Consider the following 14,425-nt stretch of genomic DNA (forward strand, 5'->3'; position numbering starts at 1 on the left):
CCGACCTCCGACCCTCAAGGGCGGCAAAATTGATGAAAGAGGCCAAGGTGGCAACCGAAAATCCGACCAATCTGGCAGAAGCGACCGGCGAGGCGACGGGCGCCGCCGTCGTAACGCGCTTCGCGCCCTCGCCGACCGGCTATCTGCATATCGGCGGCGCGCGCACCGCGCTGTTCAACTGGCTGTTTGCGCGCCATCACGGCGGCAAATTCCTGCTCCGCATCGAAGACACCGACCGCGCGCGCTCGACCGACGCCGCGATCGACGCGATTCTCGACGGGATGCAATGGCTGGGTCTCGACTGGGATGGCGAGACCGTGTTTCAGTTCGCGCGCGCGCCGCGCCATGCCGAGGTTGCGCATGAACTGCTCGCCAAGGGCGACGCCTATCGCTGCTATCTGACGCAGGACGAGCTCGCGGCGATGCGCGCCGAGGCGCAGGAAAAGCGCGTTCCCTTCCGCGTCCGCAGCCCTTGGCGCGACCGCGACGATGGCGATCCCGCGGCCCCGCACGTCCTTCGCCTGAAGGCGCCGCAGGAGGGCGAGGTGACGATCCGCGACAAGGTGCAGGGCGACGTGACCGTCCAGAACGCCGAGCTCGACGATTTCGTCCTGCTGCGCAGCGACGGGACGCCGACCTATATGCTCAGCGTCGTTGTCGACGACAATGACATGGGCATCACCCACGTCATCCGCGGCGACGACCATCTCAACAATGCCTTCCGCCAACTCGCGCTCATCCGCGCGATGAGCTGGCCCGAGCCCGTCTATGCTCACGTGCCGCTGATCCACGGCGCCGACGGCGCCAAGCTGTCGAAGCGTCACGGCGCCCTCGGTGTCGATGCCTATCGCGACGAGATGGGCTATCTGCCCGAAGCGGTGAACAATTACCTCCTCCGCCTCGGCTGGGGGCACGGCGACGACGAGATCATCAGCCGCGAACAGGCCGTCGAATGGTTCGACCTCGACCATGTCGGCCGCTCGCCTTCGCGCTTCGACTTCAAAAAGCTCGAAAATCTCAACGGCCATTATATCCGCGAGGCCGACGATGCCCGCCTCGCCGGCCTTGTTGCGCCGCGCGTCGAAACGCTCGTCGGCCGCCCGCTCGGCGATGCGGACCGGGCGCTGCTCACCCGCGCGATGGAATCGCTGAAGCCGCGCGCCAAGACGCTCGACGAGATCGCCGACGGCGCAACTTTCCTCTTCCAGCCCGACCCGTTGCCAGTGGACGAAAAGGCGGCCGAGGTGCTAAAGGCCTCGCCCGAGGGCCTGCTAGCCGCTGTGACAGAGCGGCTGCGGGGCCTGAACGATTGGACGACAGAAGAGCTGGACGCCGCCGTACGTGCCGAAGCCGAAGCCGCCGAACTGGGCCTCGGTAAATTGGCACAGCCCTTACGCGCGGCGCTAACCGGCCGGACCGTTTCCCCGGGGATTTTCGACGTGCTGTTGTTGCTCGGACGTGACGTGAGTCTCGCACGACTTGACGCAGCGCAACATTATCCGGCAGGGGCGTAACCATTCGCACTCCTGCCGTCAGAACAGGGAAAATAATATGACCGACACCGCGAAAATCACCCTGGGCGACACGACCGTCGAAAATCCCGTGCTCAAGGGCACCGTGGGCCCCGACGTCGTCGACATCCGCAAATTCTACGCCCAGACCGGGGCCTTCACCTATGATCCGGGCTTTACCTCGACCGCCAGCTGCGAATCGCAGATCACCTACATCGACGGCGACGAGGGCGTGTTGCTCCACCGCGGCTATGCGATCGGCGACCTTGCCGAGCATTCGAGCTTCATGGAGACCTGCTACCTGCTGCTGAACGGCGAGCTGCCGAACGCGGCGGAACTCGAGGAATTCGACACCACGATCACCCGCCACACGATGCTGCACGAGCAGCTGGCGACCTTCTATCGCGGTTTCCGCCGCGACGCGCACCCGATGGCCGTGATGTGCGGCGTCGTCGGCGCCCTCAGCGCCTTTTACCACGACTCGACCGAGATCCACGATCCGCGCCAGCGCATGATCGCCAGCCACCGCCTGATCGCCAAGATGCCGACGATCGCCGCGATGGCGTATAAATATTCGATCGGTCAGCCCTTCGTCTATCCCAACAATTCGCTGAGCTACACCGGCAATTTCCTGCGCATGACCTTCGGCGTCCCCGCCGAGCCGTATGAGGTGAACCCGGTCGTCGAGCGCGCGCTCGACCGCATCTTCATTCTCCATGCCGATCACGAGCAGAACGCCTCGACGTCGACCGTCCGCCTCGCGGGTTCGTCGGGCGCCAACCCCTTCGCGTGCATCGCCGCGGGCATCGCCTGCCTCTGGGGGCCCGCGCATGGCGGCGCGAACGAAGCCGCGCTCAACATGCTGCGCGAGATCGGCCGTCCCGAGCGCATCCCCGAATATATCGCGCGCGCGAAGGACAAGGACGATCCGTTCCGCCTGATGGGCTTCGGCCATCGCGTCTATAAGAACTACGACCCGCGCGCGACCGTCATGCAAAAGACGGTGCGCGAAGTGTTCGCGGCGCTCAAGGTCAACGACCCCGTCTTCGAAGTCGCGCTGCAGCTCGAGGAAATGGCGCTCAGCGACCCCTATTTCATCGAGAAGAAGCTGTTCCCGAACGTCGATTTCTATTCGGGCGTGATCCTGTCGGCGATCGGCTTCCCGACCACGATGTTCACCGCGCTCTTCGCGCTCGCGCGCACCGTGGGCTGGGTCGCGCAGTGGAACGAGATGATCTCCGACCCCGCGCAGAAGATCGGCCGCCCGCGCCAGCTCTACACCGGCCCGGCGCACCGCGAATTTGTGCCCGTCGACAAGCGCTAAGCGCCTGTTTCAGACAGTTTCGAACGGCGGTGCGGGAAAAATCGCGCCGCCGTTTCGATTCAGACATCCCGCGCCGGCAGGCTCAGTGTGAAGCGCGCACCCTGCCCCGGCGCGCTCTCGACGGTCAACTCGCCGTCCATCGCCCGCGCCAGTCGCCGCGCGATATAGAGGCCCAGCCCCGATCCCCCGCTGTCGGTGCGGCCCAGGCGCTCGAATTTCTCGAACACGACCGCCTGCTGCTCGCTCGAAATCCCCTGCCCCTGGTCGGCGACGGTGACCATCGCGCGATCGCCGTCGCGGTCGACGCGGATCCAGATTTGCGAATTGTCGGGGGAGTAGCGGATCGCGTTGCCCAGCAGATTGAGCAGCACCTGCAGCACGCGGCGGAATTCGCCCGTCGCGGGCATTTTGTCGTCGACGCGCGGCGCATCGATGCGAATGCCCTTCTCCTCGGCCTTCATGCCGAGCAGTCCCACGGCGCGGCGCGCCAGGTCGCCAAGGTCGATCTCGTCCGCCGCGGCCTTGAAGCCTGGGCGTTCGATATTCTGCAGGTCGGCAAGATCGTCGACGAGGCCCAGCAAATGCCGCCCCGCATGGGCGATGTCGCCGGCATAGCGCGCATAATCGGCGCGGATCGGCCCGTCGAACTGCCCTGAAATCGTCTCGGCGGTCGCGATGATCCGGCTCAGCGGCCCGCGCAGCGCGCCGTCGATACGCCGGCCGAACTGCGGATCGGACAGTGGCAAGGATCCGAACACCGGATCGGTGGGCATGGACGCCGCGGGCTCATCCTCCTCCGCCTCGTCGAGCGCCGCGATCCCGCGAAAACCCGTGAAGCGCCCCGTTGCGTCGAACAAAGCGTCGGCCGACAGCGTCATGGAGATCCGGTCACCCGGACCCTCGGCGCGCACTCGCTGCCCCGTGAAGCGCGACTGCCGCGCCAGCGCCTGCAGCACCGGAAAGCGCCCCTCGGCATCGGGCTGCAGCTCGAACAGCTCGGACAGCGACCGCGCTTCCCAATTTTCAGGCACGAAGGGCGCTTCGGCGCCGCGGCGCAGCGCGACCATCCGCAGCTGCTGGTCGCATTCCCAGCTCCAGCCTTGCGGTGCAACATTATCGGTCGCTGCGGGGGCTTGTGGCACGGCGATCGGACGCGTGCGCCAGTCGCTGATTTCGATGCTGGCGCCCTCCGCGTCAGGAATGACGCGAACAACCGCGTGGACGTCGCTATGGTCGTCGGCGGCATAGAGTGGGCGCGAAATGTCGCGCTGCAGCCGCTGTGCCAGCGCGACGAGCCGCGCGAGATGCGGCAGCGCCAACGGCTTGTTCAGGCCAGAGCCCGCGCGCTGTTGCAGGCGCAGCAACGGCGTGTCGGCGCTGACGAGGCCGCCCGAGCGATCGATCCGCCCCCGGATAAGGCGTTCGCTCACGCGCCGCCTCCGACAGCGCGCGCGGGCAGCATCGCCAGCGACGCCTCCAGCGGCGCGATCGCCGCCCGATCGAGCCGCAGCGGCGCGAGCAGGATCGGCAGCGCCGCCGCTTCGGCAGAGAGCAGCGCGAGCGCGGTATCGGCATAGCTGCGCTGCGCCGCGGCGGCCGCAAGCGCGATCAGCGCCGGCCAGTCTTGCCGGACGATGGCGGCCGCCGCGGCCTCGGCGACCGCCGAAGGCGCGGCGAGCGCGGCGTGATAGTCGGTGGCGGCGCGGTCGATGCCGGTTGCGGCGTCTTGGCGCGACACGGCCGCACGCACCGCCTCGCCCAGATTGCTCGCCAGCGTCCCATCCTTGTCTTCGCGCACCAGCCGCCATGCGGCGATGTCGAGCAGGAGCGCGCGCAGCAACTCGCGGTCGATGTCGGCCAGCGGCAACGCCGGATGGCCATAGGCGTCGAAACGTCGGCGGTCGGCGATCTGCAACGCCAGATAGGCCCGATCGGCCGCATCGCTGGCGCCGGCGGCGACCTCGGGCGTGACAACGACCGCCTCGTCGTCGGCGAGCGGTGCCGTGGCGCCGAGGCGCTGCGCGGATTGTTCGCGCCAGCGATGCTCCTCGGCGCGGGCGAAGCACGCTCCCGCGAGGCGGTCGGCGCCCGGGATCCCGCTGGCAAGCCAGTCGCGCCACAGCGCCGCAGCATCGGTTTCGCTTCCCAGTTCCTCGGCGATATCGCCAACCAGCCGCCGCGCAATGCCGAGCGACAGCGCGCGCTGCTCCTCGGTCAGGCGGCCAGCCGTCGGTGCTCCCAGAAAGCCGGCGAGCTCGTGCAAACGCGCCGACAGGATCGGCGACGGCACATCGATGCCCGGCGGGGAAAGGGAGTCAGCCATGCCCGTCCGCGATAGCAGCATGTCGTTAATAGGCATTAAACCTTGAAGCGCCCTGTTTTAGCGCGCTGTTTTTGAGCGCTGTTTTTGAGCGCGCTGTGGTCAGCGCGCGCCCGGGCGGCGTGCGAGGCGCAGCCATAACAGGATCTGCAGCAGCGCAAGCAAGGGCAGGATAGCGAACATCAACGTCGCAAAGTCGAAGATCAGCGCGGGGGCGAGCAATATCCACGCCTGATCGGTATCCGGCAGCAACCAGTGAAACCGCCTTTTTTCACCGCCATCTTCATAAAGCCAGCGCGCGAGCAGGATCGCCGCCGCCAGGCACGGCGCCAGCGCGGCTTCCGCAAAGGCCGGCATCAGATGATCGGGCCCGCCCAGCGACACCAGCCAAGGATAGAAGCCGAGCAGAGCCCAGCCGAAGGTGCGGATCAGATCGCGTACCCGATCCTGCGCGGCGCTTTCGGCACGAAAGGCCGACAGAAAGCGCATCGCGGCCAGGCAAAGCCCGCCAAAAATGGCGACCAGCGCGCCCGCCGCCGCCAGCCCGCTTGCCGCCAACGCGGCGACGGCGATCCATGAAAAGGCCGTGATGAAAGGCAAATAGCGCGCGGTCTTCGGCGATTTTACCAGCAACGGTCCGATCAACCGCACGATCGGCATCATGATCGCCGATCGGCCAAGCCCCATGCCCCCATATTCGACCTGCTGCAGGCTCGATTGCTCGATCAGCGCCGCGGTCGGGCGATCGCTGACGATCGCGATCTCACCCTGCTCGAACAGCGCGGGTTCGCAGTAAAGCCGCCGCGCGCCCGACTGCACCGCCAGGCGCAGCAGCGTCAGCATCATGTCCCACTCGCCGGGCATCGCGGCGAGCTCGACGACCATCGGCTGCGAGATCGAGGCCAGCCCGCCCCAGCGCCGCGTCGCGTCGATCCGCTCGAAGCTTTGCGTCAGCATCGTGTCGCCGGTCACGAGGATCGCGGGCGATCCGGGCTTGGCGATCGCCGCATAATGCGTGCCACCGGCGCGCAGGCCGTCGGCGACCAGGATAATCCGGTCTTCGGCCTCAACCAGCGCGACAAGGTCGCCGGCGGCGCGGACCGGCGTCACCTTGAGGCCGCGCCGGCGGATGCGGTCACAGGTCGCCAGCAGATCGGCTGGAACCGCCGCCACCGCGACCGCGATGTGCGTCACGCCGACGTCGGCGAGCCGCGCCGCCTGCCGCTCGATCAGCGTCTCGCCCGCCACGGTGACGAGCGCGCGCAGCCCCCCGTCGGGCAAGATTTCGCTCGCGCCGACCAGCGCGATCAGGGCCACCGGCGCCCCCCAGGCAGGCTCTTGGTCATCGCGTCGCAGCTTTAGGGTCGGGCGCGCGATTGGCAAGCCGCTTGTCGTGCTCCGCGAGGCCGCGCAAAGCCGTGTTTTGGCCGCCAATTTTCGTGCTTCGCCGAACGCAAAAAATCTGCCGAAAAGCGACCGAATCGCTGGCCTTTCCATGCCCCATCGGCTAGGCCGAAAGCATCTCCCGAAAGAGCAGAAAAAGGCCGGGCTTTGACCGAAGAAAATTCGCAGTTGCCGCCGTCGGATGACGGCGTTTCGCCGATCAATATCGTCGACGAAATGAAGACCTCGTACCTCGATTACGCGATGAGCGTGATCGTCAGCCGCGCGCTGCCGGATGTGCGCGACGGCCTGAAGCCCGTTCACCGCCGGATCCTCTATTCGGCGTTCGAGAGCGGCTATGTCGCCGGTCGTCCCTATCGCAAGTCGGCCCGCATCGTCGGCGACGTCATGGGTAAATATCACCCGCACGGCGACAGTTCGATCTACGAAGCGCTCGCCCGCATGACGCAGGATTGGTCGATGAGCGTCCCGCTCGTCGATGGTCAGGGCAATTTCGGCTCGATGGACCCCGATCCGCCGGCGGCGATGCGCTACACCGAATCGCGCTTGGCCAAGGTCGCGAACACGTTGCTGGGCGATCTCGACAAGGATACGGTCGATTTCCAGCCCAACTACGACGGCTCGGAATCCGAGCCCACCGTCCTGCCCGCGCGCTATCCCAACCTGCTCGTCAATGGCGCCGGCGGCATCGCGGTCGGCATGGCGACCAATATCCCGCCGCACAACCTCGGCGAAGTGATCAACGCGACGCTGGCGACGATCGACAATCCCGCGATCACCCTCGACGATTTGATGGCGATCGTTCCGGGCCCCGACTTTCCGACCGGCGCGATGATGCTGGGCCAGGGCGGCGCGCGGCTGGCCTATGCCACGGGCCGCGGATCGATCATGATGCGGTCGACCCACGTGATCGAAGAAGGCCGAAACGATCGCCAGTCGATTGTTTTGACTTCGATTCCTTTCCAGGTCGGCAAGTCGGGCCTGGTCGAGAAGATCGCCGAAGCCGCCCGCGACAAGCGCATCGAGGGCGTCGCCGACATTCGCGATGAATCGAACCGCGAAGGCGTGCGCGTCGTCATCGAGCTGAAGCGGGACGCGACCGCCGAGGTCGTCCTCAACCAGCTGTGGCGGCACACCCCCGCGCAGTCGAGCTTCCCCGCGAACATGCTCGCGATCCGCGGCGGACGCCCCGAAATGATGGGGCTGAAGACGATCCTCGAGGCGTTCATCGCCTTCCGCGAGGAAATCATCACCCGGCGCTGCAAGTTCGAGCTCGGAAAGGCGCGCGACCGCGCGCACATCTTGCTCGGCCTCGTCGTCGCGGTCAGCAATCTCGACGAAGTGGTCCGCATCATCCGCGGCTCGTCGAGCCCGGCGGCGGCGCGCGATGCGCTGCTCGCCCGCGAATGGCCGATCGGCGATATCGCGCCCTATATCCGCCTGGTCGAAGCAATCGACGGCGAGATGGACGAAAGCGCGAGCTATCGCTTGTCGGAAATTCAGGTGAAGGCGATCCTCGACCTTCGCCTGCATCGCCTGACGGCGCTGGGGCGAGACGATATCGGGAACGAACTCAAGGAGCTGGCGAACGAAATTGAGGGATTGCTTGAAATCCTTGCCGACCGCGAAAAGCTCTATGCCGTGATGCGTGAGGAGCTGATCGCGGTCCGCGACGAATTCGCGAAGCCGCGCCGCACGCTCCTTGCGCCCGCCGCCGACGGCATCGACGACGAGGATCTGATCGAGCGCGAGGAGATGGTCGTGACCGTCACCCTCGACGGCTATATCAAGCGCACCCCGCTCGAAACCTTCCGCGCCCAGCGCCGCGGCGGCAAGGGCCGCGCCGGCATGGCGACCAAGGACGAAGACGTCGTCACCAACCTGTTCGTCACCTCGACGCACACGCCGGTGCTCTTCTTCTCGACCGCGGGCAAGGTCTACCGCATGAAAGTGTGGCGCCTGCCCGAGGGCGGCCCCGCGACGCGCGGCCGTCCGATGATCAACCTTCTCCCGCTGGCGCAGGGCGAAACCATCTCGACCGTGCTGCCGCTGCCCGAGGACGAGGGCGAGTGGGGCAAGCTGCACGTCATGTTCGCAACCGCGAAGGGCAATGTGCGTCGCAACAGCATGGACGCCTTCACCAACGTGCCCTCGAACGGCAAGATCGCGATGAAGTTCGAGGGCGAGGACGAGGACGACCGGCTGATCGGCGTCGCCCTTCTCGACGAGAGCGACGACGTGCTGCTCGCGACGCGCCAGGGCAAGGCGATCCGCTTCGCCGGCGACGACGTGCGCGAATTCCAGAGCCGCAATTCGACCGGCGTGCGCGGCATGCGCCTCGCCAAAGGCGACGAGGTGATCTCGCTCTCGATCCTCCACAAGGTCGGCACGACCAGCGAGGAGCGCGACGCCTATCTGCGCGCCGCGCCGTGGAAGGATAATGAGAACGCGCCGACCCTGCCCGCCGACCGCATGGAAGAGCTGGCCGCGCGTGAGGAGTTCATCCTCACCGTCTGCGCCAACGGTTATGGCAAGCTGTCGTCCGCCTATGAATATCGCCGCACAGGCCGCGGCGGCCAGGGGATCACCAATATCGACAATATCGCCCGCAACGGCCTGGTCGTCGCGAGCTTCCCGGCCACCAAGACGCATCAGCTGATGCTCGTCACCGATCAGGCGAAGCTCATTCGCATGGGCCTCGACTCGATGCGCGTGATCGGCCGCGGCAGCGCGGGCGTGCGCCTGTTCGACGTCGCCAATGACGAGCATGTCGTCTCGGCGGCGCTGATCGAGGATAGCGACGAAGAGGAAGCCGACGGCGCCGAAGCCGCGGCCGAGGCTCCCGCGACGGAAGCTCCGTCCGAATGACCGCGCCGACGGCCTTCAAGGTGCTGACCCAGCAGCAATGGGCCGATTTCGAGCGCGAGCGCGTGTTTCGCGGCGCACCGGTGGATATTGCCGACGGCTATATCCACCTGTCGACCGCGGAGCAGCTCGAGGCGACGATCGCCAAATATTTCGCCGGCCAGAGCGGGCTGATGATCGCCGAGGTCGACCTCGCCTGCCTCGGCGACGCGATCCGCTGGGAGCCCGCGCGCGGCGGCGACCTGTTCCCGCATATCTACGCCGAGCTGCCGATCCACGCGGTGGTGAGCCTGCAACGGCGCGACCAATAACCGTCGCCCCCGCGAAGGCGGGGGCCGCTATCGTTGCTACTCGGCCAATCTGTTCGACATCTTCCAACGGCCCCCGCCGCCGCGGGGGGCGACGATCTCCTTTAGTCGAACGCCGCCCGGCGTTGGTCGCATCTTGCTTCGCCTGCCCGAATCCCCCTACCACTCTCGGCCTGTCCGATATTGGGGGAAACCATGACGATGCGCCTCGTACTGCTCGCCGCCCTGCTGGCCTCGGCCGCGCCCGCCGCCGTTTACGCGCATGAGGAACCCGCGCCCGCGGCGCCGTCGAAGCCCGTCCCCAAGGAAGAGCTGCTGAAGCCCCCCGCCGATGCCGCGCATTATGTCGTCGTCTCCGAATCGGGCAAGCATGGCGACCAGTGGCGCTGGCAACTGCCCGACGGGCGCACCGCCTATCGCTGGTCGCAGGAACTGCGCGGCTGGATCACCGAGATGGATCAGGTGACCAGCTTTGCCGCCGACGGGTCGGTCACCGCGACGACCATCCGCGGCGTCACCACCTCGGGCGACGCCGCCGAGGACTATCGCGTCGCCAATGGCCGCGCGGCGTGGAAGACCGCGAACGACGCGGGCGAGGCTGCGGCCGGCGGCTGGTATATCCCCGCGGGCGGCACCAACCTCGGCAGCGCCCCGCTGATCGACGCGCTTGCCGCCGCCGGCGAGGCCGGCGTGAATTTCCTGCCCAGCGGCAAGGGCCGCCTCACCCTCGGCCCGACCCAGGTGATCCAGGGGCCGCGCGGTCCCAAGACCGTCCAGCTCGCCTTCGTCAGCGGCATCCTGCCCTCGCCCTACCCGGTCTGGCTCGACGAGAATAAACGCTATTTCGCGGACATCAGCTTCCTGTCGGTGATTCCGGAGGGGTATGAGGGCGCGCTGAAGCAGCTGAAGGGCGTGCAGGAAAAGGCGACCGCCGACACCGTCGCGGCCATCGCCAAACGCTTCCTGTCGCCCGCCGCCAAAGCGCCCGTGCTGATCGACAATGTCCAGCTGTTCGACGCCGACAAGGGCGTCTTCCTCGCGAACCGCGCGGTCCTTGCCCGCGACGGCAAGATCGCTGCCATCGGCGCCGCCGGCTCGCTGAAGGCCCCCACGGGGACGCAGCGCATCGATGGCCGCGGCAAGACGCTCGTCCCCGGCATCTGGGACAGCCACCTTCACATCGGCGACGATTGGGACGTGCTGTCTAACACCGCCAACGGCATCACCAGCTTCCGCAGCCCCGGCACCAACTTCGACCGCGCGATCGACGCGACCAAGCGCCGCGCCGCCCAGACGCTGCTGATGGGCGAGCCCTTCATTTCGGTCATCATCGACAAGAAGGACCCGCTCGCCGCGCAAGGCGCCGAAGTCGTCAGCAGCGCCGACGAAGCCATCGCTGCGGTCCGCCGCGTCAAGGCGGCGGGCCTGTGGGGCGTCAAATTCTACACCTCGATGAACCCCGCGTGGATCGCCCCTGCCGCCGCCGAGGCGCACAGGCTCGGCCTCCACGTCCACGGCCATGTTCCCGCGACGATGAAGCCCAGTGAGGCCGTCGCCGCCGGCTATGACGAGCTCACCCACCTCAATTTCGTCGCGATGGAGGCGATGCCGCGCGAGGTGATCGACAAGGCGAACACCCGCGCCCGCGTCGAGGGTCCGGCGCGCTATTTCAAGGACGTCGACCTCGACGCCCAGCCGATGAAGGGCTTCATCGCCGATCTTGCCAAGAAAAAGACTATCGTCGATCCGACCATCGTCATCTTCGAAGGCATGCTGACGCAGGACGGCGGCAAGCCCCAGCCGGCTTACGCACCCTATATGGGAATCATCTCGCCCGTCATCGAACGTTCGGTCTTCACCGCCGGCGGCTATCCGCTGATCGAGGGGCTGACGCGCGACGACTATCGCAAAAGCTATGCAAAGATGGTCGAACTGGTCCGCCGCCTGCACCAGGCGGGCGTGCCGATCGTCGCGGGCACCGACGGCTGGGGGATCGAACTGATCCGCGAGCTCGAAATCTACCAGCAGGCGGGCTTCACCCCAGCCGAGGCAATCCAGAGCGCCACCATCGTCCCCGCCCGCGTCGTCGGCGCCGACAAGCGCACCGGCTCGATCGCGGTCGGCAAAGAGGCCGACATGGTCCTCGTCGACGGCGACGCCTCGACCGATCTCGGCGCGCTCCGCCGCGTCGTGACCGTGGTCAGCGACGGCTATGTGATGGATGCCGACGAGCTTCGGAAGGCAGCGGGATATAGCGGCCGGCCGAAATAGGGGCGCCGCCTGTTGCGCCGTTTCAGCAGCCATCCGTGGCGCGGATTTGCTCCGGCGGCATGAGAAGCGCAGGCCGTCGATGCCGCACAAAGCCGGGATGACCGCTGACTATAGGCGGCGTTCCGCTCGCTAGCCGACATCCACCACGTCGGCCGGGTGCAGCGCGACGAAGCGCGCCGGATCGATCCCGCGACGCGCCAGCTCCGCCGTCAGGCGGCTCGCTGGCTCGTCGCGCGCTTCATCGGTCAGTTTGAAGGTTCCCCAATGCATGCCTACGGCTGCCTTGGCGCCCACATCCTCGAATATCCGGACGGCTTCTTCGGGGTCACAATGCTGCGCTGCCATGAACCAGCGCGGATCATAGGCCCCGATCGGCAGGATCGCGAGGTCGATCGCCCCGAAGCGCTCGCCGATCGTGCGGAAGATATTCCCGGTTCCATAGCCGGTATCGCCCGCGAAATAGACCAGCTTTCCGGCGGCCTCGACGACGAAGCCGCCCCACAGCGCCATACGGCGATCGCGCGGACCGCGTGACGACCAGTGCAGCGCAGGCACGATATGCGCCGTTGCGCGGGGGGCAATTTCAATCGTGTCGCCCCAATCGCCGGCCCGGACACGCGCGTCGGATATTCCGCCGTGAAGGATCGCATCATTGCCCAGCGGCGTGACGATCAGCGGCCGGTGCCGGGCATGCAGCGCGCGCAGCGCTGCCATATCCAGATGGTCGTAATGGTTGTGCGAAAGCAGGATGACGTCGATCGGCGGCAAGTCGTCGCTCCGGATGCCGGGCGGTGTGACGCGGCGCGGACCGGCGAAGGACACGGGGCTGGCGCGATCCGACCAGACGGGATCGGTCAAGATATTCAGCCCGTCGATCTGGATCAGCAGCGTCGCATGGCCGACCATCGTCACCCGCAATCCATCGACCCGCGCGTCAGGGATGACGGGCACGACCTCGACCGACGATGGCCAGCGATTATCGGGTGCCGAGCGGCGCCACCGAAGAAGATCGCTCAACGACCGGTCGGTCTCGGGTTCGCCAGCCGGATTGAAAAACCGCGTACCGTCGAAATGGTCCGATAGCGGTCCCCGATAATATCGATTGCGCGTCATTGCCGAAGGCTTCGGTCCATAGTCAATTGCCGGGAGCGCGCGACATCGCTTCGTCCGGGACTATTTCCGTTTCGCGTTCCATGCCCGCACCGCCGCCAACGTCTTTTCGATATGCGCCTGCGGCTTGCTGTCGGTGTAGCTCAGCAGGATCGTGCCGTTCGGGGCGATGACATAGGAGGTGCGGTTCGACAGCGGCTTGCCGTCGGGACCTTGGATCGTGGCGTCATATTTCGCCGCGATCTTCGCACCCGGATCGGCGGCAACGGCGAATTTGTCGCGGCATTCGGAGCGCGAGAACTCCGCCACGCGGTGGATATTGCCCGCAGTCACCCCGACGACGCGCGCGCCGAGCTGGTTGAACTGACCGTTCGCCTCGGCGAACAGATGCGCCTCCACCGTGCAACCGGGGGTGAAAGCGGCGGGAAAGAAATAGAGCACGACCGGCCCGTTCCGCAGCGTCTGCTTCAACGACAGGCTGAACTCCTTGCCCGCCTGCGCTGCGTTCAGCGTGAAGTCGGGCGCTTTCGCCCCTTGCTGAAGCGCCGCGATGCCTTGCGCCGGAAGACCAGCGAGGGTCAAACCGATGCCCAGCGACATCGCAATCTTCGTCAGCCTCTTCATCTGCGGTCTCCAGATCGAACGGCGGGCAATGGCGTCCGCCGGAAGACTCACTGTACCGCGATATTCGCCGGCCGCAATCGGGCGGATCGCAATCGACGGACTCCCGCATCGATACGGACGCGATGCGAAGGTCCGCCGAATGCTATCGCGCGATCAGCAGCGACGGCCGCCGCGATCGATCTCGCGGCCGATCAGCGCGCCCGCGGCGCCGCCGATGATCGTGCCGGGCAGCCGGTCGCCGTAACGGTCGACCTCGCGGCCGAGCAAGGCGCCCGCGGCACCCCCGACGATCAGGCCCGTCGTCCCGCTGCCCCGGCGGCAATAATAGCGGCGGTCGCGATAGTCGCTTCGCCGGTTGTCGCGGTAGTAGTCGCGGCGGTCGGCATAGCGGTCATGGTCGCGGTGGCCGTAGTGGCCGTGACCGTGGCGGTGGTGCCGGTCGCGCGCATCGGCTTCGGCCGGCAGGGCAGCCACGGCGCTGGCACCGATCAGCGCGGTCAAAGCCAGTTTCCTGAAAAATAACATCTGTCGTCTCCAATGATCCCCCACGCGCAAAATAGGACTCGAAACATGGCGCCCCGCTGAATTGCCTGTGCGTCTGCGCACCATGATCTTCGCTTCGGCGATGTTTCGGGGCGTCCCGTCGCGCCCGATTGACCGCCCGCCGCAAACGGCGCAGCATCGCGCA

General features: G+C 66.8%; 11 protein-coding genes. 5 read left to right on the plus strand and 6 right to left on the minus strand.

The window, feature by feature from the left end; genetic code table 11:
- Window positions 1–47 precede the first annotated feature (47 nt).
- Window positions 48–1,514 carry a glutamate--tRNA ligase gene (gene gltX, locus ATE67_RS06045; protein WP_058815876.1) on the plus strand — a complete coding sequence of 489 codons (1,467 nt, stop codon included), beginning with the start codon at window positions 48–50 and terminating at the stop codon, window positions 1,512–1,514.
- A gap of 37 nt (window positions 1,515–1,551) precedes the next feature.
- The gene (locus tag ATE67_RS06050; RefSeq protein WP_058815761.1) at window positions 1,552–2,835 is read left to right on the plus strand and encodes a citrate synthase; all 1,284 of its coding nucleotides are present in this window, start codon (window positions 1,552–1,554) and stop codon (window positions 2,833–2,835) included.
- 59 nt (window positions 2,836–2,894) lie between these two features.
- Here ATE67_RS06050 and ATE67_RS06055 read toward each other — a convergent pair whose 3' ends face one another.
- From ATE67_RS06055 to ATE67_RS06065, 3 genes are all read right to left on the minus strand, one after another.
- On the minus strand, window positions 2,895–4,265 hold the full coding sequence (locus ATE67_RS06055; protein WP_058815763.1) for a sensor histidine kinase: 1,371 nt from the start codon (window positions 4,263–4,265) through the stop codon (window positions 2,895–2,897).
- Window positions 4,262–5,158: a hypothetical protein gene (locus tag ATE67_RS06060; protein ID WP_058815765.1), complete on the minus strand. Its 897-nt coding sequence runs from the start codon at window positions 5,156–5,158 to the stop codon at window positions 4,262–4,264. Before ATE67_RS06060 ends, ATE67_RS06055 begins: the two co-directional genes overlap by 4 nt.
- 99 nt (window positions 5,159–5,257) lie before the next feature.
- Entirely contained in the window at window positions 5,258–6,472 is a 1,215-nt protein-coding gene (locus ATE67_RS06065) for a hypothetical protein (protein WP_058815877.1), read from the minus strand.
- A 234-nt stretch (window positions 6,473–6,706) separates the two neighbouring features.
- Between ATE67_RS06065 and gyrA the strand changes: the two genes are divergently transcribed.
- The 3 genes from gyrA to ATE67_RS06080 all read left to right on the plus strand — a co-directional run bounded on the left by gyrA (window position 6,707) and on the right by ATE67_RS06080 (window position 12,003).
- Complete coding sequence (gene gyrA / locus ATE67_RS06070; RefSeq protein WP_058815769.1) at window positions 6,707–9,427, plus strand: DNA gyrase subunit A; 2,721 nt, start codon at window positions 6,707–6,709, stop codon at window positions 9,425–9,427.
- The gene (locus ATE67_RS06075) at window positions 9,424–9,735 is read left to right on the plus strand and encodes a DUF952 domain-containing protein (protein ID WP_058815771.1); all 312 of its coding nucleotides are present in this window, start codon (window positions 9,424–9,426) and stop codon (window positions 9,733–9,735) included. Before gyrA ends, ATE67_RS06075 begins: the two co-directional genes overlap by 4 nt.
- Window positions 9,736–9,927: 192 nt before the next feature.
- The gene (locus ATE67_RS06080; RefSeq protein ID WP_231728059.1) at window positions 9,928–12,003 is read left to right on the plus strand and encodes an amidohydrolase family protein; all 2,076 of its coding nucleotides are present in this window, start codon (window positions 9,928–9,930) and stop codon (window positions 12,001–12,003) included.
- Window positions 12,004–12,132: 129 nt separating this feature from the next.
- On the opposite strand, the gene ATE67_RS06085 is transcribed toward ATE67_RS06080, so the two are convergent.
- The 3 genes from ATE67_RS06085 to ATE67_RS06095 form a co-directional block, all read right to left on the minus strand.
- A complete protein-coding gene (locus ATE67_RS06085; protein WP_058815773.1) occupies window positions 12,133–13,116 on the minus strand; it encodes an MBL fold metallo-hydrolase in 984 nt (327 codons plus the stop codon).
- 60 nt (window positions 13,117–13,176) lie between these two features.
- Window positions 13,177–13,737, minus strand: coding sequence for a peroxiredoxin (locus ATE67_RS06090; RefSeq protein WP_058815775.1), 561 nt, complete (start codon window positions 13,735–13,737; stop codon window positions 13,177–13,179).
- A gap of 153 nt (window positions 13,738–13,890) precedes the next feature.
- Window positions 13,891–14,238: a glycine zipper 2TM domain-containing protein gene (locus tag ATE67_RS06095; protein WP_231728060.1), complete on the minus strand. Its 348-nt coding sequence runs from the start codon at window positions 14,236–14,238 to the stop codon at window positions 13,891–13,893.
- Window positions 14,239–14,425: the final 187 nt, after the last annotated feature.

The sequence above is a fragment of the Sphingopyxis sp. H050 genome (genome assembly GCF_001468265.1).
In the GTDB taxonomy this organism is placed as follows: Bacteria; Pseudomonadota; Alphaproteobacteria; order Sphingomonadales; family Sphingomonadaceae; genus Sphingopyxis.

Excerpts from the sequence above, each read along its gene's own strand:
- ATE67_RS06050 (WP_058815761.1), top strand. The coding sequence starts at position 1,552 with ATGACCGACACCGCGAAAATCACCCTGGGCGACACGACCGTCGAAAAT.
- ATE67_RS06090 (WP_058815775.1), bottom strand. The coding sequence starts at position 13,737 with ATGAAGAGGCTGACGAAGATTGCGATGTCGCTGGGCATCGGTTTGACC.
- ATE67_RS06080 (WP_231728059.1), top strand. The coding sequence starts at position 9,928 with ATGACGATGCGCCTCGTACTGCTCGCCGCCCTGCTGGCCTCGGCCGCG.
- ATE67_RS06075 (WP_058815771.1), top strand. The coding sequence starts at position 9,424 with ATGACCGCGCCGACGGCCTTCAAGGTGCTGACCCAGCAGCAATGGGCC.
- ATE67_RS06060 (WP_058815765.1), bottom strand. The coding sequence starts at position 5,158 with ATGGCTGACTCCCTTTCCCCGCCGGGCATCGATGTGCCGTCGCCGATC.
- ATE67_RS06085 (WP_058815773.1), bottom strand. The coding sequence starts at position 13,116 with ATGACGCGCAATCGATATTATCGGGGACCGCTATCGGACCATTTCGAC.